This window comes from Sorangium sp. So ce1014, assembly GCF_051521505.1.
Lineage (GTDB): Bacteria > Myxococcota_A > Polyangia > Polyangiales > Polyangiaceae > Sorangium.
Genome location: NZ_CP150356.1, coordinates 9,496,826 through 9,517,186, shown reverse-complemented (window position 1 = coordinate 9,517,186; position 20,361 = coordinate 9,496,826). Strand labels below are relative to the sequence as shown.

At 70.2% G+C, this 20,361-nt stretch carries 16 protein-coding genes; 8 read left to right on the top strand and 8 right to left on the bottom strand.

Annotated elements, in window-relative coordinates:
- Nucleotides 1-64: 64 nt before the first annotated feature.
- Together WME75_RS36115 and WME75_RS36110 are read left to right on the top strand one after the other, a co-directional pair.
- Nucleotides 65-1,723, top strand: coding sequence for a DUF2254 family protein (locus tag WME75_RS36115; RefSeq protein WP_437480604.1), 1,659 nt, complete (start codon nt 65-67; stop codon nt 1,721-1,723).
- Nucleotides 1,724-1,919: 196 nt separating this feature from the next.
- On the top strand, nt 1,920-3,458 hold the full coding sequence (locus tag WME75_RS36110; RefSeq protein ID WP_437480602.1) for a protein kinase domain-containing protein: 1,539 nt from the start codon (nt 1,920-1,922) through the stop codon (nt 3,456-3,458).
- 103 nt (nt 3,459-3,561) lie between these two features.
- Here WME75_RS36110 and WME75_RS36105 read toward each other — a convergent pair whose 3' ends face one another.
- Together WME75_RS36105 and WME75_RS36100 are read right to left on the bottom strand one after the other, a co-directional pair.
- Nucleotides 3,562-4,158, bottom strand: coding sequence for a Uma2 family endonuclease (locus WME75_RS36105; protein WP_437480599.1), 597 nt, complete (start codon nt 4,156-4,158; stop codon nt 3,562-3,564).
- A gap of 17 nt (nt 4,159-4,175) precedes the next feature.
- Nucleotides 4,176-5,708, bottom strand: a complete 1,533-nt coding sequence (locus tag WME75_RS36100; RefSeq protein ID WP_437480597.1) for a helicase HerA domain-containing protein — start codon at nt 5,706-5,708, stop codon at nt 4,176-4,178.
- 659 nt (nt 5,709-6,367) lie between these two features.
- On the opposite strand from WME75_RS36100, the gene WME75_RS36095 reads away from it, so the two are divergent.
- The 4 genes from WME75_RS36095 to WME75_RS36080 all read left to right on the top strand — a co-directional run bounded on the left by WME75_RS36095 (nt 6,368) and on the right by WME75_RS36080 (nt 11,625).
- The gene (locus tag WME75_RS36095) at nt 6,368-7,225 is read left to right on the top strand and encodes a hypothetical protein (protein ID WP_437480595.1); all 858 of its coding nucleotides are present in this window, start codon (nt 6,368-6,370) and stop codon (nt 7,223-7,225) included.
- Nucleotides 7,226-7,569: 344 nt separating this feature from the next.
- On the top strand, nt 7,570-8,571 hold the full coding sequence (locus tag WME75_RS36090) for a hypothetical protein (RefSeq protein WP_437480592.1): 1,002 nt from the start codon (nt 7,570-7,572) through the stop codon (nt 8,569-8,571).
- The gene (locus WME75_RS36085) at nt 8,565-10,103 is read left to right on the top strand and encodes a serine/threonine protein kinase (RefSeq protein WP_437480590.1); all 1,539 of its coding nucleotides are present in this window, start codon (nt 8,565-8,567) and stop codon (nt 10,101-10,103) included. The genes WME75_RS36090 and WME75_RS36085 overlap by 7 nt, the downstream gene beginning before the upstream one ends.
- A gap of 934 nt (nt 10,104-11,037) precedes the next feature.
- Nucleotides 11,038-11,625: a hypothetical protein gene (locus WME75_RS36080; RefSeq protein WP_437480588.1), complete on the top strand. Its 588-nt coding sequence runs from the start codon at nt 11,038-11,040 to the stop codon at nt 11,623-11,625.
- A gap of 350 nt (nt 11,626-11,975) precedes the next feature.
- On the opposite strand, the gene WME75_RS36075 is transcribed toward WME75_RS36080, so the two are convergent.
- On the bottom strand, nt 11,976-13,037 hold the full coding sequence (locus WME75_RS36075; RefSeq protein WP_437480586.1) for a hypothetical protein: 1,062 nt from the start codon (nt 13,035-13,037) through the stop codon (nt 11,976-11,978).
- Between the two features lie 603 nt (nt 13,038-13,640).
- Between WME75_RS36075 and WME75_RS36070 the strand changes: the two genes are divergently transcribed.
- On the top strand, nt 13,641-14,513 hold the full coding sequence (locus WME75_RS36070) for a sulfurtransferase (RefSeq protein WP_437480584.1): 873 nt from the start codon (nt 13,641-13,643) through the stop codon (nt 14,511-14,513).
- 43 nt (nt 14,514-14,556) lie between these two features.
- On the opposite strand, the gene WME75_RS36065 is transcribed toward WME75_RS36070, so the two are convergent.
- Together WME75_RS36065 and WME75_RS36060 are read right to left on the bottom strand one after the other, a co-directional pair.
- Complete coding sequence (locus WME75_RS36065; RefSeq protein WP_437480581.1) at nt 14,557-15,684, bottom strand: arginase family protein; 1,128 nt, start codon at nt 15,682-15,684, stop codon at nt 14,557-14,559.
- 140 nt (nt 15,685-15,824) lie between these two features.
- Nucleotides 15,825-16,745, bottom strand: a complete 921-nt coding sequence (locus WME75_RS36060; protein ID WP_437480578.1) for a LysR substrate-binding domain-containing protein — start codon at nt 16,743-16,745, stop codon at nt 15,825-15,827.
- A gap of 233 nt (nt 16,746-16,978) precedes the next feature.
- On the opposite strand from WME75_RS36060, the gene WME75_RS36055 reads away from it, so the two are divergent.
- Nucleotides 16,979-17,650 (top strand): type 1 glutamine amidotransferase domain-containing protein, encoded by a 672-nt coding sequence (locus tag WME75_RS36055; protein WP_437480576.1) that lies wholly within the window; start codon nt 16,979-16,981, stop codon nt 17,648-17,650.
- Nucleotides 17,651-17,740: 90 nt separating this feature from the next.
- Here the strand turns inward: WME75_RS36055 and WME75_RS36050 are convergent, their stop codons facing one another.
- From WME75_RS36050 to cobT, 3 genes are read right to left on the bottom strand one after another with little or no spacing between them, the layout of a single operon-like run.
- Entirely contained in the window at nt 17,741-18,331 is a 591-nt protein-coding gene (locus WME75_RS36050; RefSeq protein ID WP_437480573.1) for a histidine phosphatase family protein, read from the bottom strand.
- A 17-nt stretch (nt 18,332-18,348) separates the two neighbouring features.
- A complete protein-coding gene (locus WME75_RS36045) occupies nt 18,349-19,116 on the bottom strand; it encodes an adenosylcobinamide-GDP ribazoletransferase (protein ID WP_437480571.1) in 768 nt (255 codons plus the stop codon).
- Nucleotides 19,113-20,210, bottom strand: coding sequence for a nicotinate-nucleotide--dimethylbenzimidazole phosphoribosyltransferase (gene cobT / locus WME75_RS36040; protein WP_437480568.1), 1,098 nt, complete (start codon nt 20,208-20,210; stop codon nt 19,113-19,115). The genes WME75_RS36045 and cobT overlap by 4 nt, the downstream gene beginning before the upstream one ends.
- Between the last annotated feature and the right edge of the window lie 151 nt (nt 20,211-20,361).

Here is a 20,361-nt window from a genome sequence, read left to right as displayed (position 1 = left end):
CTGGCGTGGCGAACGCGTGGGGCAGGCGCGTGGGCAGGCGCGTGGATAGAGCGGCGATCACCTCATGACACAGGATCGGACCGCAGAGGACGCTGAGGGGAGGCGCCGCGGCGGCGCGGCCTTGGCCCGCATCTGGCTGCGGCCGATGTCGTCTCTCCTCGGCGTCAGCATGGCGACCCTGTCGGTCGTCTACCTGCTCGACATCGCGCGCGACGGGAACGAGCGCCTCCCGCTCTGGGAGGTGTTCGTGCGCATGTCGCCGAGCGACGCCGAGCACATCATGGGCGGCATCGGCGAGGTCATCGCCGCCATCCTCGGCATCGTCATCACGGTCGCCTCCATCATCGTGCAGCTCGCCGCGAACCGGTACACGCCGCGGATCACCGAGATGTTCTTCCGCGACCGGACGAACATGCTCGTGATGGGCTTCTTCGTCGTCAGCGCGGTGTTCTCGCTGTGGGTCAACTTCTCGATCCGCGTCGGCGGGGGCGGCTCGACCGAGCACGCCTTCGTCCCGTCGTACGGCGTCCTCGTCACCATGGGGCTGCTCACCGCGAGCCTGCTCATGATGGCGCCCTACTTCGGGTACGTGTTCGACTTCGTCGAGCCCGACAACGTGGTCGGGCGGATCAAGAAGAGCGGCGTCGAGCAGGCGCTGCGCCCCGCGGGCAGCGAGAGCGACGGCGAGGTCGACGAGCGGCGGGTGACGGCGCTCTCGTCGCTGGAGCAGCTCGCCGACGTGGCGCTCAACGCGATCGACCAGAAGGACAAGGGGATCGCGTCGAAGACGGTCGACTCGCTGTCGGAGCTCGTCGTCGCGTACCTGCCGCACAAGGCGACGCTCGATCCGCGCTGGTTCCAGATCCGCGACCGCCTCGCCAGGGACACCGACTTCGTGAGCATGAACGCCGAGGCGCTCGGCAAGCTCTCGGCCACGCGGACCTGGCTCGAGTACAAGGCGCTCCGCCAGTTCCTGATGGTCTACCGCGAGGCGCTCACGGCGATGCCGGACCTCATCACGCGCATCGCGATCGACACGCGCTACATCGGGCAGACCGCCATCGCCGCGGGGGACCGGGCGGCCGTCGCCGTCGTCGTGAAGTTCTTCAACACCTACATGCGCCGGTCGCTCAACGCGAAGGACATCGCCGCGGCCTACAACAACCTGAACCAGTACCGCTACCTCGCCGAGGAGCTGCTCAAGGCGGGCTGGGGGGATCAGGTCCTCGATATCGCGCGGTATTTCAAGTACTACGCGCAGACGGCGCACGCGATGGGGCTCGCGTTCCTCACCGAGACCGTCGCGTTCGACCTCTGCGTGGTCAACGAGCGCGCGTACGACCTCCACGCACCTGCCCGCGACGAGCTGCTCCGGATCTTCCTCGAGGTGGACAAGGAGGCCGAGCTCGACCAGCAGGAGCCGTCGCTCCGCGGCGTCCGCAAGGCGCAGGTCAAGCTCGCCACGTACTACCTGCAGAAGGGCGAGGAGGCGCTCGCGCGCAAGATCTACCGCGACATGCGCGACGAGCGGCCCGACCGGCTGCGCTCGATCCGCGCCGAGCTCCTGGCCGTGACGAGCAACGAGTTCTGGGAGATCAACGACCGGGGCGCCGTGTTCGAGTACATCGAGCCCGAGCGGCGCCAGCTCATCCACCGCTTCTTCGAGTGGTTCCCGGCGACGACCATGCGCGAGCCGATCCGCGAGGAGCCCACGCTGGAGTGATGGAGCGACCGGCGCGCTCGCAGGGGGTGGGCCGGGGCGCCGTCCACGCGGGCTGGATTCGCGCCGGGCATCGACGCGATGATTCCTGCGGCGCGCGGGCGGCGATAGGATCGGGCATGCCCTCCATGCACCCTCTCCACCTGCAGCAGGAGGGCTAGCCTCGACGAGCGTCGAGGCCCTGCGCTGCCCACCCGAGATGCCCGCCTCACGCCCGCGTCGCAAGCACGCCGAGTCCGATCCGCCGCCGGAGCTGTTCGCCGGCAAGTACCGGCTCATCCGGATGCTGGGCAAGGGCGCCATGGGGGAGGTGTGGCTCGCCGAGGAGGAGATGACGCCGGGCTTCCTGCGCCGCGTCGCGCTGAAGCGGCTGGCCGCGCGGTCCGAGCTAGGCGACTCGGCGCGCGAGTCGTTCTTCGCCGAGGCGCAGGTGATCGCGCGGCTCGATCACCCGAACGTGGTCCGGCTGATCGAGCTCGGGGACTTCGAGGGCTCCGTGTACCTCGCGCTCGACTACATCGACGGCCCCGCCATCGATCGCGTGCTGAGGAAGGTGGGCGCCTTCTCGCCGCGCGCCGTGGCCTACATCGGCCGGGAAATGGCGAGGGCGCTCGATGCGGTGCACAGCCTGTGCGAGGACGACGGGCGGCGCTACGCCGTCGTCCACCGCGACGTCTCGCCGTCGAACATCCTGATCGCGCGGGACGGCCGCGTTTGCCTGACCGACTTCGGCGTCGCGCGGATCCCCGGGCTCGCGGGCGAGGAGGCCGACAGCGCCGTGTTCAAGGGGAAGCTCCCCTACATGCCCCCGGAGCAGGCGCGCGGCGAGCCGTTCGACGGGCGCGCGGACGTGTTCTCCCTGGGGCTCACGCTCCTCGAGGCGCTGCTCGGCAGCCGCGTGCGCAAGGCCGAGACGCAGGCGCAGCTGATCATGCGCGTCGCGTCGGTGCCGAGCCCCCGCGCGCGCGAGCTCCTGCCCGACCTGTGCGCGCCGCTCGCGGACGCGCTCGACGCGGCGACCGAGTTCCGCGTCGACAGGCGCACCGCCAGCGCGGGCAAGCTGGCCGAGGAGCTGGAGCAGGTCCTCCGCGGGATGGGCGAAGGCGCGGAGCACGAGGCCCGGAACGAGCTGAAGGAGCACGTCGAGGCGTTCATCGCGAGGGCGGGCTCGCTGAGCGGCGCCGGCTACCACGCCGCGCCGTCGCTCCCGCCGGCGAGCGGGCCGGGGCAGAGCTCGCCGGACCTCCTGGGAAGGGCGCTGTCCGGCGCCGCGTCCGCGGACCGGCCGTCGGGCCGCCCGTCGTCGCCGGATGGCCGGCGGAGCGCGCCCTCGGCGCGCAAGAGCGGCGCCCCGCGTCCGCTCGGCGCCGCCATGGGCTCGCTCTCGGTGCAGTACCTCGATTTCGACGGCCAGGACGACACGCCACGCCCGCGCGCGCTCGCGGCGTCGACCACGCCGGAGGGCGAGCTCCAGCGAAGCCGCGCCGCGGTGGAGGCCGCAGGCGGCGCGGCGCAGCAGACCGGCAAGGCGAGCGCCGCGAGCACGCCGATGCAGGCGAGCAGGCTGGCCGCGGTGCCCGCGGTGCGCGGCGGCGGGGAGATCACGCCGGAGGAGGCGCCTGAAAGCGCCGGGCTCACCGCCGAGCAGCTGCGGCGCAAGCGGAGGATCTTCTTCACGGGCCTGTTCGTGCTGGGGGCGATCGCGACGATCCGCCTGCTGTCCATCTCCAGCTGCTAGCTGAGCCGCGGGATAGCTTGCGCGCTGCGAGCGCGGTGGGGCAGCCGGCTCGCCGGGGGCACCGGCGTGAGGGAGCTCGTCGCGAGCTGCCTTGGACGCGGGGTTACTCCTCCGGCTCGTCGTCTCCGAAGAGCACGCCGACATGGAACGCGACGGCGTCGAACGGCTCCGCGCGGACGATCTCTCCCCGCTGCGCCGCCAGGATCTCGATGTAGCCATCCGGCCCCCAGCGATGGACGGCCAGCGTCTCCTCCGCCGGGTCGATGATCCAATAGTGCGGCACCTGGCATCGATGGTAGGTGCGCTTCTTCTTGACGAGGTCGTTGCGCCGGTTCGTCGAGAGGATCTCGCAGATCCAGTCGGGAAGAAGAGTGACGGGGACGCCGGTGGGGCGCTGCGGCGCGCGCTCGCGGCGCCAACCGACGACATCGGGGCGGTACACCTGGCCCGGGGTGAAGGAGATCTCGACCTCGGTGGCGAACCACCAGCCGCCCGGCCAGCGTCCCCCAGGGCGACGGCCGAAGCGGCGGTTGAGGGTGGTCACGAGGTCCGCCTGGGCGCCGCCATGCTCGCCGGTGGCCGCTCCCTTCTCGACGAGCTCCCCGTCGATGATCTCGTGACGGCGGTCCTCCTCAGGGAGGGCGAGGAGGTCCTCCAGCGTGGCGGGCTTGCTGGCGCGTTGCTTCGCGACGCCGCTCATGCCGGCAGCATAGCTCGTCAGCCGATCTGGAGCGCGCGAAGCACGGCCGCCTCGTTCAGCGCGTGACGGCCGCCCTGGACCGAGGCGAAGCCCGCGCGGGCGAGCGCGGCGAGGGCGCGCGCGGCGCGGCGGATCTCGACCTGGCTGCGCGAGCCGCCGCGCGCCGCGAGCTCCTCCGCGGTCAGCGCCGCGCCGCCGGCGAGCAGCTTCGCGGCCAGGGCGACGTGCGCCGCCGAGCGGGGGGATCGCCGCTGCGCGTGGCTCCTCGCGGCGCTCACCATCCGCTTGACGCCGCGCGCCTCGAGCAACGTCCCGGCCGGCATCGCGAGATCCCGGAGCGACGGCGAGGCCGGCCTCGCGGCGACCTTCACGACCACGCTGCCCGGCGCCGGCGCGGGCGGGGCCGCGAGCGACGCCGGGACGCGGTCCCTCGGCGGGCCGGGAGCGGGCGCCGTCTGTGCGCCGGGAGCGGGCGCCGTCTGTGCGCGCGCGCCGTCGCTCTGGCCGGCGCGCGCCACGATCTCGTTCTGGATCACCACCTTGACGACGCCGGCGACCTGCAGCGCGGTGCGCAGCCGCTCGGACTCGGCCTCGGCGGCCCTGCGCGCCTCGTCGGCCTGCTCGAGCTGCTGCTTGAGGCGGCGGATCTCGGCCCGCAGCGCGGCGCTCGGATCCGGCGCGCGCGAGCGCGCGATCTCGTCCGCGAGGGCCTCGCGGAGCTCGCCGATGAGCGTGCTCAGCGTGGAGTCCGCGATCCGCGGCGCGCCGCCGGGCTCGCCGGTCCAGCTCGGCGCGTCGCCGCCGTGGGCGGTGTGGCGGGCGCGCCAGCGCTCGAAGCGCCCGGCGGCGGGCAGGAAGAACTCGCCGGCCGGGAGCGCGCGGAACTCCTCGAACGTGTGGCCGTCGACGAGCGCCTTCACCGCGTCGTAGTCGCGCTCGATCTCGAAGCCGCCGATCGCCGGGAAGTTGAGCTGGCTCATGAGCTCCTTCGAGACGGCCTGCGTGCGCTGGCTCGCGACGACGAGGAGGACGCCGCGCTTGCGGCCCTGCTTGGCGAAGCGGTGCAGGATGTCCGAGGTGAGCGACGCGCCCGACTGAGGCGCGAAGATGTGCACCTCCTCGACAACGACGGCCGCCGGCGCGCGGCGCTCGGACAGGAGCGCCCAGAGCCGCTCGAGGAACGGGAGCGCGGCCTCCTGCTGGGCGCGGTTCGTCGGCTGGTCGGACAGATCGACGACGAGGCCGAGGCCTTCGTCGAGCACCCGCGCGAGCGCGAGCTCCGCCGCGCGCTCGCTGGACGGAAGCGGCAGGTCGGCGTGCGCGCCGCCGAGGACGAGCAGGCGGAACCGCTCCCGCAGCGTGTAGAGCTCCCCCTCGGGATCGATCGCGACGACCGGGACGCCGGCCGCGAGCAGCTCCTCGCAGAGGACCCCGACGCCGAAGCTCTTGCCGCGCCCGGACGAGGCCCAGATGCCGACGCGCAGGCCGGTGCGCGCGTAGTCGGACAGATCGAGTCGATAGCCTTCGCAGAGAGAGAGGATGGGGCTCAAAGGGTCGCCTCCCGTGGGGGCACGTGGCCGGTCGCGCTCGCCTGCGGACTGTAGGCGAGCGCGGCGGCGCGTGCGAGTCGAGCGGGCGGGATCGAAAGGAGGTCAGGGGCGAAGGAGCGAAGGACGCCGGGAGGGGGAGGGTCGAACCCCCCGGCGATCGGGCGCAAGGCCAGGCCAGATGGCGGCTGACCCCCGCGGGATCGGGTGCAGGGCCAGGCCAGAGGGGGGCCGAGCCCCCCCGCGACCCGGCAGGAGGCCAGGGGAGAGGGGGGCCGAATCCCTGCGCGACCCGGCAGGAGGCCATGGGGAGACGGGGGCTGAGCCCCTGCGCGACCCGGCAGGAGGCCAGGTGAGAGGGGGGCCGAGCCCCGCGCGACCCGGCAGGAGGCCAGGCGAGAGGGGGGCGAATCCCCGCGAGGAGGCGGGATCGAGGGCCTGCGGCGTCTCGCATTGCGGCGACCTCGCAACAAGCGTCTTCCGGGCGGGTCGTCGCATTGCAGAGGGAGCCTGCGCGTGCCAGTCGGCGACGGCGCGGGGCGCTGCTGCGATGGATCCAGTGCGTCGAATCCGTGCTATTCGCATGCCAGCCCTCGAGTTCTCCTTGCCGGCAGTGGACTCCATCGTTGTAAGTTCTCCCCTTCGCTCGAAGGGAGGATTTCATGGATGCTACGCTCGAATCGATCTTCAACCTGTATGTCTTCACCACCGGCCGCCGGCTCTTCGCCCTCCGGCAGGTGCGCGCCATCGCCAAGGAGCAGCGCTTCACGGAGCTCGTGAAGCACTGCGACGCCGCGGTCGAGCACGATCTCGCCACGCGCGCGCTGGAGCGCCGCTGGGCCGGCGAGCCCGCGGCGACAGGGGGCAACCCGGCCGCCCAGCGCATCGACGTGCTCGTCGACCGCACGCTCGGCGCGATCCGCGATCACGTCGTCGCGCAGACCCAGGGCGCCGCGCCCGACGATCCCATCCACAAGGAGGTCGCGGCGTTCCTGAAACCGATCTTCCCGGTGAGCGTGCAGGCGATCACCTCGCTGCCTTATGTCGATGAGCTCGCGGCAGTCGACGATATCGTCGCCCTGCTCAAGGGGCAGCTCGCGCCGGCCGCGAAGGAGTTCGGCCTCGGCCGCCTGGTCACCCGCCTCGCGGATCTCGCGGTCCAGTACCGCGACGCGCTCGAGGCTCCGCCCCCGTCGCTCATCGACTGGGGCCGGGTGCGCGCCGCGCGTGCCGAAGGCCAGGGGCTTCTCCTGGAGGCGGTCGCCATCCTCTTGGGCAAGCACCACGAGCGCACACGCGAGGGGACCGCGGCCCGGTTCGCGCTGCTGGCGCCGATCCTCCAGCAGAACGAGGCGATCGGGCAGTACCTGCGCTCGCGGCGCGCGATTGCGGACGTGAACCCGGAGACGGGCGAGGACGAGCCCGCCGCGCCGGCCACGCCCGCCCCGGCCACGCCCGCCCCGGCCACGCCCGCCGCGGCGCCGGCGCCGAGCGAGCCTGAGCTGCCGCCGATCGCGTGACGGTTGGACCCGCCGGCGCGCCAAGCCGCGGTCCCGCACTCGGGGCGCGCCGGCCACCTCCTCGACGCCCGCGTTCCAGATCCATGACGCGGAGGGGCCCCCACAACGGGACGCGATACTGTGCACAAGATCAGGGGTCGATGCGTCCGCGCTGACACGTGGTGAGCATGGGCGCTGAACCTTCGCTTTTTGTGAGAAACAACGGCGCAACAACGGAATGACAGTCGCCGAAGCCTTTGCTTCCTGGCCCGCTATTCCTGACTGCACGGATCGTGTAGACAAGCAACGCCCTGCTGGACGGGTCAGCACGGCGTAGGGTCCCCTCGTTCGGGCCGAGGTGAACCGTGAGCGGTTCTACACGAGTCGTCTTCGCATCGCGCGCAGCAGCTTTACTGAGCCTCGTCCTCGCCTCCCAGGTCCACGCGGCGGACCCCCCGCCGCGGTCGCCAGAGCTGCGGGAGCTCTTCAGGCAGGCCGACGAAGCGGTCAAGCGGATGGACCTGGTCCGCGCTCGCGAGATATGGGCTCGGATCAACTATCTTGAACCGACGACAGCGGCTCTCTGCCAGCTTGGGCAGCTGGATCTCCGTATCGGTCGCTGGGATGCCGCCGCAAACGAGCTATCCCTTTGTGTCGAGCAGATGCCCGCTCCGAAGAACGCCACGGAGCGTCGCCGCTTCGAGGTGAGGCACGCCGACTTTGCGGCCGCGCGGCGTCAGGCAGGCGAAATTCGTATCCTGCCGCCGCCGCGCTCGACACGAACCCTGGTGGACGGCAAGGAGGTGGACGCGACCAGGAGCGTCTATGTCGCTCCTGGCCAGCATGAGATCACCGCCACGGGTCCACAGGGAGAGATCGCGCGCGCGCTCGTGAAGGTCGCAGCGGGGGATTCTCTCAGCGTGCCCCTCACGTTCGACGCTGGACGAACCGCGGCGGTGTCCAAGCCGCCTGCCGCTCCAGCGCGGATCCCGCCAGAGCTCAGGCAATCCAACCACGGCCCGAAGCCGTGGATCGTATGGACGGGAGCCTCCGCCGCGGTGGCAGGGCTCGCCGTCGGAATCGGGCTCCACGTGTCCGCGGAGTCCGCGGACGATGAGGCAGAGTCGATAAAGCGAAGCGCGGTGGATGGACGCATCGACCCGGCGGATCCCAGGTATAGACCGATCTACGAAGATGCGATGAGCACGCACGAGCGGGCCAACACGCTGCACGCCATCAGCGCAGCCGCATTTGTCGCCGGGGCAGCGCTCGGTGCCGCCACGATCGTGTATGTCGCTCTGCCTCACCAGGCCGAGATTGATATTCGGACACGAGGCAGCTACGCGGAAGTGAGGTTTGCATGGTAGCGGTCGGGGAGAACTGGGAGGGGCACGAGCTTATAAGCGAGCTTGAACGGGGCATGGTGCGGACGTTCCTTGCGCGACCCATCGGAGACCCCAAAAGCCCGGTTTGGCTCCACATGCGAGAGGGTGCACGTATTGACCGCAAGGTGTTCGCGTCCGAGATCGACCGCTTGCAACGCCTGTCGGAGAAGGTCCCCGAGATCGCACGGGTGCATTACGGCGGCCTCAAGCAGGATGCAGCTTGGGCTGTATCCACCTTTCACAAGGATGCGATTCGACTCAAGGATGCGATCCGCGGCGCAGAACTTGGCATGACCGCGATCGACGAGGTGGGTGAGATCGGCATATTCCTTCAGAGGGCGAATGATCTTGGGTTCGCTCACGGCGCCTTGAGCCCCGAGCGCGTGCTGATCACCGCGGACAAGCACTATGCCATCACCCACTTCGGATTCCCTCGGCTCTTTCAGATCAGTGGAGAGGAGGCCACCCGGGAGCCGCGCTATGCGGCACCTGAGATGGTCTTTGAAGGAGACATCGGTCTTCGTACCGACGTGTATGGAATCGGCACGATTTTGTATGAGCTCCTGTGCGGCCGTGAGCTTTATTCTGATTCAGAGCCGGATAGGGTTCAGGGTCTGTCAGGGAAGCTATGGGAGCCACCGATTCCTCTCTGGGTCCCCCAGGCGCTCGTTCATGTGATAAAGAAGGCTCTCGCGAAGGAGCCAAAGGATCGGTACTCCAGCGTCAGATCGATGCTCGTGGAGCTCACGGTGCGAGAGCGCGAGTTTAGCGATTTCTTCGCGCGCTTGCATTCAAACTGTGAGAAGGAGACAGACGTCGCTGTACCGTTGGTCGCGCACTGTCGCAGGCCGCGCGCGGAAATGGCGGATATGGCTGATGACCTCTGGGAGCCGTTCGTACGTCCAGAGAACGATAGCAGCGATGGGCTCGAGGCGTCAGAGGCGTCAGAGGAGGAGGATGAAGACGGAGGCATGGAGCGACCCTCATCGCCGATCGCTCCGACGTCTCCGGAGGCACATGCTCGTGAGACTGTACCGACGAAGAGCGCGACAATGACCGAGGATAGCGTCACCGCGCCGCCGTCGGATCGAGGATTCGACGTGCCAGAGCTCGAGCCGCTGCCATCCTCGCCGCAAGTCCCGCCGAGCCCCGTGCGTGGAACCGAGCGGACGGCCCCCCGGAGCCTCGCCCGCTTCCTGGCCTTGGCGTTCGCGCTGGGAAGCGTGCTCGGGACCCTCATCGCGTTTCGCTGGTCCGAGCATCCCGTCAAGCTCGTGGCGCGCCTTCCGCCCATCGCAAAGATCCCGGTTGCTTCGGCCAGTGCCGTGCCTGTGGGCGGCCCCTCCGAGGTCGACCGGCAGCCATCAAGCGTGGCGCTGGTCAGTGCGCAGCAGCAACCCGCGAGGATGCCCGACGCAGCGTCGAGGCGTCAACCTGCGGAGAGCTCGACATCGACGGGCGCGACGGAAAGCGCTGACGGCATCTATATCTATAACGGGGACACATCGTTCTGACGCGACGCGAGGGGTGATGATGCGAACGTCTGTCTTGTCGTTGGTAGCAGCGCTCACGCTCGTCGCGTGTGGGGATGACTTCCACATGGACCCTCCCCGAGCGGAAGCGGATGCGGCTCCGGTATGGCTTTGGACTGGCACCGAACAAGCCAACGCTCCTCCATGTCCGGGGGGCATTAGCCCGCGCTGGGAGGGATGGGCAAACGAGTTCTTTTCGGCAGAGTGCGGTTCATGCGAATGTAAGCCGGCGTCTTGCCTTCTCGCGTCAACCGCAATTGCACAAGCACCAATCTGCGCCGATGGCTCGGGGACTCCGATCCTCGTCGATGCTGGCGATGGCTGGAACGGCACGTGTGCCGCCCCTGCTCCAGCCATCCCCGCAAGCGCGTTTGGTTCGGTAGTCTACGAGCCACCGACGCTGGCCCCGTGCATCCCATCTCCTACCCCCGATCCACCGCCGATCACCGCGCTATTCGCGAAGGCCTGCCCAGTCGATTACCGCTCGGTGCAGCCCGTTGACACTGCCTTATGCATAACACCAGAGCCCGATGGGTCATGCGGAGAAGGTTTTCCAGTGCGGAGAGAGTTCGCGACGCAGCTTGATGATCACCGAAGGTGTACGCCTTGTGAATGTGGCGCTCCGAGCGGAGGAAAGTGTGTTGCCCGCGTCACGCTCTATGCGGATGCCACATGCGGATCCGAGTTCGACAGTTCGACGCTATCGAACGCCGATGAACCACTTTGCCAGGACGTAACGTTGGATGCGCCGCTTGCGGCGATGCAGGCCGAGCTCACGGAATGGATACCAGCGACATGCTCACCAAAGCACGCCAATTCGGTCGTCGTCGGCACAGTGGAGCGCCCATCCGTGGCGGTGGTCTGTTGTGTCAATTGAACTCTTCGCTCGGGTATGCTGGAAAGGAATTGAGATCCAATGAGCAAACCATTTAGCCATGGGCCCATGTTCGATCTACTCGGCAGCTTGATGCGTGGGGCAAGGCTTGCTCCGATATGGGCCTGCGCGATCTTGCAGATCGGATGCGGCGAGTCGACCGAGATCAGTGGTAGAGCAGTTGTTACCATGTTGTCGATCCTGTCAGGTATGCCTGAGGACAACAAGGTATTCCTCATGGATACGGGAACCACTGGCTCTAACGCGGTTGAAACAGGTGATGAATGGGACATCACTTGCGGCGCCGGCGGTGACAGGCCGCCGTTTGTTAATCTGACAAACGTGCGACTTTCCACGACGGACCCGTTGCCTCTTGAATTCATCACAATTTTTCTCAGGGAATCCGATGGAATAGTTCGGGATCCACCGCAGGAGGAAAACGTCGCTGTCGCACTAGGCGTGTACTACTACAGCGGAATCTGCGAGGTCACATTTACCAAGACGAATGATAGCCCCTACGAAGCAGACATCCGTTCGTCGGTATGCCGAGATCTGAAGGCCCCGGACGGCATACCTGCGCGCCTCGACTCCGCAGAGTTTCACATCAAGTGCTGCGAGGATGATTGCTGATCCGCGAGGCGCGGGACACGGCGAGCGGTCGCGGTCCGCCGGCGCCTGCGCTTCCAGCGGCCGCGCCGCGAGGATCGCGCTCGTCAGCCATCCACGTCCTGCGTGGCGCGCTCTCGGAGGCGCTGGAGGCGCTGTCCCGGAGTGCCCAGTCGTCGCACCGCGACCGAGCGTGCGCTTCGAGATCCGGGGAGCAGGGGCCCACGAGCCAATTGTCGGAGACGAAGCGCACGGACTCGCGAAGCCCGCGGCGAACCGCCGTTCCAAGTTCCATGGATGTGGCGATGTGAATGGTCATGAGGTCCTCAGCGCTTGCAGGCGCGGCACTGCGATGGCGGGGATTCGCCGGCCCTTCACAACCGGGCGAGCCGTCCATCTTCGAGCAGCACCCAAGGGGCGGAATCCGAGTACACCTCGCTGCCAGCGATGGGCAGACTCGGCGCATCTGTGAGCTGATCAAGTCCATGATCTCGGAGTCGCTTCCCCCGTTCGGTGAGGCGATACACCTTCGAGAGCATCGGGTAGTCAGGGGGCTTCGGGCCAGGTGCGCGCTCCACCGCGGCGCTCGAGTCGTGCTTCGCCCATTGGGCGAGACGATCTCCCAGGAACAGGTCCCCTGTGCAGGAGACGAGATCCCGCAAATCCAATCCAAGATGCGACTTGTTGCACATCACTCCTACGGGGGTCTGCCACTCCTCCACCGAGAGGATGCTCAAGATGAGATCGTCATATCGGCTGAGACGTAGGGTGCCTTCCGTGGTCCTTCTTGGAAAGAAGCACGAGAGAAGCCCCCACAAGGGGGCAAGCTCCGGAAATCCTTCGACGCCACGCGCGCAGCTTTCCACGAACGGCAAGAGGTTCTCATCGGCGTAGCTGTCCCAGAGACGAACTGCACGATCGTAGCGTTCGACTGGCCACGGACGCGCCTTGTCGAGACGATCCAGAAGAACCTCGTCGGGGTGGTGGGCTACCGACTCGGAGCAGTTGAACGGCGGTATCCTCGGCGGCTCGGAAAACCTTTTCATCGTGCCGCGCACAAGCTCGAGCTCGACGATGAGAACGTCACTGTATGGGATCCCCAGGTGCTGCAACCAGCTACAGGTCCTCCAGAGGTTCACCCGTTCATTTAGGCTCACTGACACCCACACGATAATGGGCGCCTTCCAGTGGACATTGGATGAGTAGAGCCGATCCCATGCTTCGCCCGAATCGTCTCTATCCGAACACTCTTCACATGAAGAAGACCACGCCTCACGCGTCCGGATATGCTCCAGCGGATCCCTGCGGTTCGGTCCGATGATGAAGCATTCGGACGCACGCACGACATTGGTCGCGCCGAGTTGCATCAGACGCTCTGTCGCTCGCATGTCGAAGGTGACGTGCGTCGCATCCAGAAGGATCGGGCGGTTCGTCATGATCGTTAAAACCCGCACTTGTAGCAGATCTCATAGGTGTAGGGTTTCTCTGCCTGACACTCGTCACGACAGATCTCGCAATAAGTAATGCCCCGGGCGTTCCTGCGCGTACAACGCCACCAATATCTTGGCATTTTTCGTAGCTCTCGGTGCAGGAGTGGACCGGCGTGCACCCTGCCATCAGCGCGAACGATTCGCTCCCCACTTCTTCCCTTTCGTCTTCGTCTCCCTCTCTGAGGTAATCCCCCGCTCCTGCTGACGCCGTCGGGTATCCAGCACCCGCCCCACCCGGCTCCACCGTATCGCAAGTGTATTGCAGCTCGCATGCCGACGCGAGCAATGTCACGAGCGCGGCACACGGCACGAGAGCGCCCGCCTTCATCAGTAACCCGTGTTCCATCGGTTCCCCCAAATCGTTCGGATGCGCGTTTCCGCTGCCCCAACAGCAAGGCGGTGTCAACCGGTGCGGAGGCCCAGATCGGCGCATGCGTCGCTGGCGCCGGGCGGTGGCCAGTTCGCAGGCGAGCGCGACCCGGGCACGAGCGCCGGGCGCTCTCGTTCGCCAGGCTCCGCGGCCGACCGCGTATTGCTACCATGCCCCGCATGCGCGCCCCCCTCTCCGTACCCACCGGCCCCCTCGTCGATGTCCCCTGGCTCGCTGCGCACGCCGGCCACCCGCGCGTTCGCGTTGTCGACTGCCGCTGGTACCTCACCGGTCGCCGCGGCGCCGACGAGTACGCCCGCGGACACATCCCGGGCGCCGTGCACCTCGATGTCGACGCCGATCTCTCCGGGCCGGCGCAGGCCGGCCCCGGGCGCCACCCCCTGCCCGACGCGGCGGCGTTCGCGCGCGTGCTCGCCAGGATCGGCGTTGCGGCCGATTCGCTGGTCGTCGGCTACGACGACGCGGGCGGCGCCATCGCGGCCCGGCTCTGGTGGCTGCTGCGCTACTTCGGCCATCCGGGCGGGCGCGTGCTCGACGGCGGCCTGGAGGCGTGGTCCTCGGCAGGACACCCGCTCTCGACCGACGTGCCCGTCATCGCGCCGGCGCGGCCGATGGATCTCGCCGCCGGAGGCGCCACGGTCGTGGACAAGGCGGTCGTCGACAGGCTGCGCGGCGATCCCTCGACGGTGATCCTCGATGCGCGCGCCCGCGAGCGCTACGAAGGGCAGAGCGAGCCCGTCGACGCGCGCCCGGGCCACATCCCCGGGGCGCGCTCGGCCCCGTTCGCGGAGAACCTCCGCGCGCCGGCCGGGCCCTTCCGCGAGCGCGCCGAGCTCGAGCGGCGCTACCGCGACCTCGGCGCGATCGAGGCGAGCACCGTCATCTGCTACTGCGGCTCCGGCGTCACCGCCTGCCACGACCTGCTCGCGCTGGCGATGCTCGGCCGCGCGGATGCGATCCTCTACGAGGGGTCGTGGAGCGACTGGGCCCGCGACGCCGCCCTGCCCGCGGCCAAGGGCGCCGAGCCCTGAGCGGCGTCTGACGAGCGCGCGTGCACCTGGCGAGCGCGCGGCGTCACGCGAACGGGCGGCCGACGACAGCCTCGATCGTCTCGCGCAGGTAGCGCACCGCGAGCGCCAGCGTGCGGGCCGAGCTCTCCGGCGTCGGCTGGAGCGCCGGCGCGACCTCCATGATATCGCCGCCGAGCAGGCCGACCTCGCGCCCGAGCCGGCGGATGAGCGCGACAACGAAATCGGGCGAGAGGCCGTCCGGCTCCGGGGTCCCGGTGGCGTCGGCAAAGGCGGCGTCGGTGCCGTCGATGTCGTTCGAGAAATACACGCCCTCGACCCCGGTGCTCTTCACGTGCGCGACGATGGCGTCGAGCGCCGCCGCAGGATCGGCGCGGCACTCGGCCGCCCAGAACTGCCGCACGCCGTAGCGGCCCTCCCAGTGCTCGCGCGGCTTCTGGGAAGCGCGGACCCCGACCTGGGTCAGCCGGCCGCCCCGACCGACAAGCTCGTTCGCGTGGTACGACCAGGTGGCGAAGCAGTACGCCACCCCGAGCCGCTCCTCGAGGAGATCGGTGTGCGCGTCGGGCTGGACGATGCCCCACGGCCGCTTCAGCGCGCCCTGCACGCGCGAGAGAGCGCGCGCGACCGGCAAGGCCGTGGAGTGGTCGCCGCCGAGCACGATGGGGGCGACGTCGGGGTTGATCGAGAAGACGAGATCGAGGGCGCGCTCGGCGATGGAGAGCGGCGAGACAGGCAGCCGGGACGAGAGCGCTTCGGGCACGCCGGGGTACAGGGCGCGGCGCGATGCGGCCTTCTGGGCCTCCGAGAGCATGTCGTCGTGCAGGAGCTGCGGCACGACGAACACGTCCCCGATGTCGACAAGGCCGATGTCGCGCGCCCGCTCGGGGAAGTCCGGATGGACGTCGAGCAGCGCGGTCCGGATCGCCTGCGGGCCCATGTTGGACCCGCGGAGGAACCCGGCGCCGACGTCGGAGGGGATGCCGAGCAAGACGGCGCGCGCGCCGGCGATGCGGTCGAACGACGCGCGAAACCGGGCGAGGACCTCCTCCTGGGTTGTGGCGCCGTAGAGCCGTCGCTGGACCTCGAGCTGCTGCGCGCGCCCGGTCGAGACGAGGTAGAGGCCTCCAGCCGCCGGACGCAGCAGGAGCGCGAGCTCTTCTTGCGGGGTCATGCCCGACGAGGGTACGCGCCCCTCAGGGGGCCGCCAGCGAAAGGGCGGGCGCAAGGAGCGGGGAGCGCTCGGCCGCGCGGGGCTGGGCCACGATGCCGAAGGTGACGTCGTCGGCGCTCACGCGATTCGCGCTCACGGCGTCAAGCATTGACCCGTGCTTCGCGCGCGGTGGCCACGATGAAGTCAATCAGCGCCCGGGTGGCGCGCGAGGGGACGACTCCTCTGGGGTAGAGCAGCGAGAAGGGGCGGCTGCGGCCGCGGAAGGAGGCGAGGACCTCGACGAGAGCGCCGCGCGCGATGTCTTCCTCCACCAGGAAGTCGTAGATCTGTACGAGGCCAATGCCGGCGCGCGCGAGGGTGATGACGGCGAGGACGTCGTCGGAGCACTGGTAGGGGGCGTCGGGGATGAAGCTCTTGGGGCCGGGGGTGAAGGTCCATGGCAGGGGGCGGCCGGAGCGGGGCATGACGAAGGCCACGCAGGTGTGCTGGGGGAGATCTTCGGGGGTGCGCGGGGGGCGGTGGCGGGCGAGGTAGGGGCGGCTGGCGTAGACGCCGAGCGCGAAGTCGCCGAGCTTGCGGGCGACGAGGGTCTTGTCGTCGATGGTGCCCATGCGGATGGCGAGGTCGTAGCCATCGCGGACGAAATCGATGTTCTGGTTGGAGACGTTGACGTCGACGCGGATGCCGGGGTGGCGCTCGCGGAAGGCGCCGAGAGAAGGGAGCAGGCGGTGGTGGCCGTAGGTGGTGGGGACGCTGATGCGGACGCGGCCCTCGACCGCTGTGTGGCCGCTGGAGAGCTCGCGCTCGCCGGTGGAGAGGAGGGCGAGGGCCTGGGTGCAGAGGTCGTAATAGCGGCGCGCGGCCTCGGTCGGGGCGAGGCTGCGGGTGGTGCGGCGGAAGAGGGTGACGCCGAGGGCGCGCTCGAGGCGCGCGACGCTGCGGCTCGTGGCCTGGGGGGTGACGGAGAGGGCGCGGGCGGCGCCGGTGAAGCTCCCCGTCTCGTACGTGCGGCAGAAGGCTTCGAGGTTGGGGAGGGTGCCTGCGAGGCTCGGTGCCGCCATGGTTCAACACGATAGTACAAATGCTTCGCCGCGGAGTCGTCTACCGGGGGTGAGCGGGGGGCCTTATCTGGAGGGGCATGTCGATCCCCGAACCCGGGCGGCCGGTTGCCGGTCGCGCCCTTCCCGTATGGCTGCTGGCCGTGGGGCTCGTCGCGGCGTGCAGGGCGCCTGCGGCGCCTTCCGAGGACGCGGCCGGCGCCACCATCGATCCATCCAGACGCGAGGAGAGCACCATGACGAAGACTGTTTTGCTGGCCATGACCAGCCACGACCGCAAGGGCGATACCGGCGCGAGCACGGGGGCCTATCTGCCGGAGATCGCGCATCCATATGCGGTGTTCACGAAGGCGGGGTTTGCCGTCGAGTTCGCCTCGGTGCGCGGCGGGCGGGTTCCGCTCGACGGTGTCGAGGATGCCGATCCGGTCAGCGCGGCCTTCCTCGACGACGCCGAGCTGACGCGCCGGCTGCACGCGAGCGCGGCGGCGAGCGCGGTCGTGCCCTCGCGTTATGCAGCCATCTTCTTCGCCGGCGGGCACGGGGCAATGTGGGATCTGCCGGACGATGCCGCCTTCGCGCAGGCCACGGCGCAGATCTACGAGGCCGGTGGCGTCGTGGGCGCGGTGTGCCACGGGCCGGCCGCGCTGGTGAACGTGCGGCTCTCGGACGGCGCTTACCTCGTCGCCGGCAAGCAGGTGAATGGCTTCACGAACGAGGAGGAGCGCGCAGTTACGCTCGATCGCGTGGTGCCGTTCCTGCTCGAAGACCGCCTGGTCGAGCGCGGCGGGCGCTTCGTCGGCGCGCCGAAATGGCAGAAGCAGGTGGTCGTGAGCGATCGGCTCGTGACGGGGCAGAACCCGGCGTCCGCTGCCGGCGTCGCGGAGGCGATGGTCACGCTCCTCCGGTGAGAGAAAAGACGCCCGCGGCGAGCCGGTGGGCCCTTGCTCGCGGGCGAGGACGGCGCCGGGGGCGAAGCAAGGCCAAGCGTTTCGGAGACGTCATGCCAGCGAAACGGCGGACGCCGGGAGAGGGAAGCGCTCGGCCGTGAGGTGAAGCGCAGGCGCGCTCATCGCCTCGATCCAGGACGCGCCGCAGGCGACGACGCGGAGCGCCCGCAGCACGCCCGCATGCGCGACAAGGAGGTGCGGGGACGCCCCGCACGCCGGAGAGAGCGCGCACCAGAACGACCGCACCCGGGCCTCGACCTCGAGCGCCGACTCGCCCCCCGGCGGCCCGGCGCGCTCCCAGCCGTCGAGCCACGCGGCATACGCGACCGGGTCGTCGCGCTCGATGTCCGACCAGGTGCGCCCCTCCCAGGCGCCGTAGGCGATCTCGACGAGGCGCTCGTCGACCGCGTGCGGCGCCCCGAGGCGCGCCGCGAGCTCGGCCGCGGGGAGCGCGCAGCGGGAGAGCGGCGACGACCAGACCACGCCGGGGCGGAGGCCGAGGTCGCCGAGCGCGCGCGCGATCGCGGTCGCGGCGCCGTCGGGGGAGAGCTCCGCGGCGACGTCGAGGCGGCCGTAGCAGACGCCGGAGAGCGGGACGGGGGCGTGGCGGAACGCGATGAGGCCGAAGGGGAGGGGATCCATGCCGGCGCGCCCGCGGCTCAGCCGCCCCGCGCGAGCGCGAGGGCGAGCAGCGCGGCGCACTCGGCGATCTGCTGCGTCGCGCCCAGGAAGTCGCCGGTGAGGCCGCCGACGCGGGCGCGGAAGCGGAGGCCGCAGACCGCGGCGGCGGCGGCGGCCGCGCCGAGCATGGCCGCCGCCTCGGCCCCCGAGACGACGCCGGCGGCGTGCGCGGCGGCGAGCGCGAGCGCCGGCCAGAGCGAGCCGAGGAGCGCCTGCGGGAGCGCCGCCCGCGCGACCGGACGGCTGCGCGAGCCGCCCTGGGTCACGTAGGGCAGCGCGAGCATCAACCAGATCGGCGGGGTGCGCGAGAGGCACTGCGTCAACACGAGCGCGACCGGCGCCGCCGCGTCGAGCCGCGCGAGCAGGGCGATGCGCAGCACGAGGACCACGATCAGCGCCGCGGCGCCGAACGAGCCGATGCGGCTGTCCTTGAGGATCTCGAACACGCGCGCGCGATCGAAGCCGCCGCCGAGCGCGTCGGCCGTGTCCGCGAGGCCGTCCTCGTGGAAGGCGCCGGTGAGGAGCAGGCCCAGCGCCACGACGACGCTGGCCGCGACGAGCGCGCCGCCCCCGTCGACGAGCAGCCACACCACGGCCTGGACGGCGCCGAGGACGGCGCCCACGAACGGAAACCAGGCCGAGGCCCAGCGCCAGTCCGCCTCGGCATAGGGGAAGCCGCCGACCGGAACGCGCGTGAGGAAGGTCGTCGCCGCCCGGGCGCCGCGCAGGACCGGCGGCATCGTCATGGAGTCCCGGGCGGCGCGCGGTCGGGCACGCTCGCGCTCGCGAACGTCGCCATGCCGGCGTGGAGGGCGCACGCGGCGTCGAGGAGGGGCAGCGCGGCCAGGGCGGCGCTCGCCTCGCCCAGCCGCATGCCGAGATCCAGCAAGGGGCGGGCGTCGAGCGCCGCGAGGACGTGGGCGTGGCCGCGCTCGGCCGAGCGGTGCGCGAAGAGCATGCCCGCCCGCGCCTGGGGTTCCATCCGGACGAGCGCGAGCGCCGCCGCCGAGACGATGAAGCCGTCGACGAGCACCGCCATCCGCCGCTCGATCGCCCGCGCCATGGCGCCCACGAGCGCGGCGATCTCCTTGCCGCCGACCGCCCGCACGATGCGGTGCGGATCGGAGCGCTCGGCGCCCGGGGCGCCCTGAACCCGCCGCGTCGCGTCGCGCACGACCTCGATCTTGCGCGCCAGCGCGTCGCCCCCGACGCCCGTCCCCGCCCCGACGAGGTCCTCCGGGGCGAGCCCGAGGAGCAGCGCCGCCATGGCGGAGGCCGCCGTGGTGTTGCCGATGCCCATCTCGCCGAGCAGGACGACGCGCGTGTCGCCCCCGAGCGCGTCGATCTCGGCGGCGCCGGCGCGGAGCGCGCGCTCGTAGACGGCCTCCGAGAGCGCGTCCTCGACCCGCAGATCGCCGATGGGATCGTCGGCGACCGGGTCGCGCCGCAGCCGCGCGCCGGCGCCGCCGACATCCACGCCGACGCGCTCGTACGGATGGGCGACGCCGACGTCCACCACCCGCAGCTCGACCCCGAGGTGCCGGCAGAGCACGCTGGCGGCGGCGCCGCCGCGCACGAAATTCGCCACCATCGCCGCGGTGACCTCGGCCGGGTACGCCGACACGCCGTGCCGGGTGACGGGGTGATCGGCGGCGAACAGCACCGCCGCCGCAGGCCGGCTCGCGGGCATCCCGCCCTGGATGCCGGCGAGCGCGACGGCGAGATCCTCGAGCGCTCCGAGGCTGCCGCGCGGCTTGGTCAGCGTGTCCTGCCGCGCGCGCGCCGCGGCGAGCGCGCTCGCGTCGAGCTCCGGGAACACCCAGGGAGGCGAGAGATCCATGTTTCGGGTTTTCTACTCTCCCGCGGGAGGCCGGGGAAGCGCGTTGACCGTCCCGGCAGCCCGTGATAGCGGCCCATCCGGCCGAAGAAGGTCCCGCGCGGGAAGCGGGGAGAGGGAGACCCTCCCCGGAACGGGACAAGCCGGTCGCCGC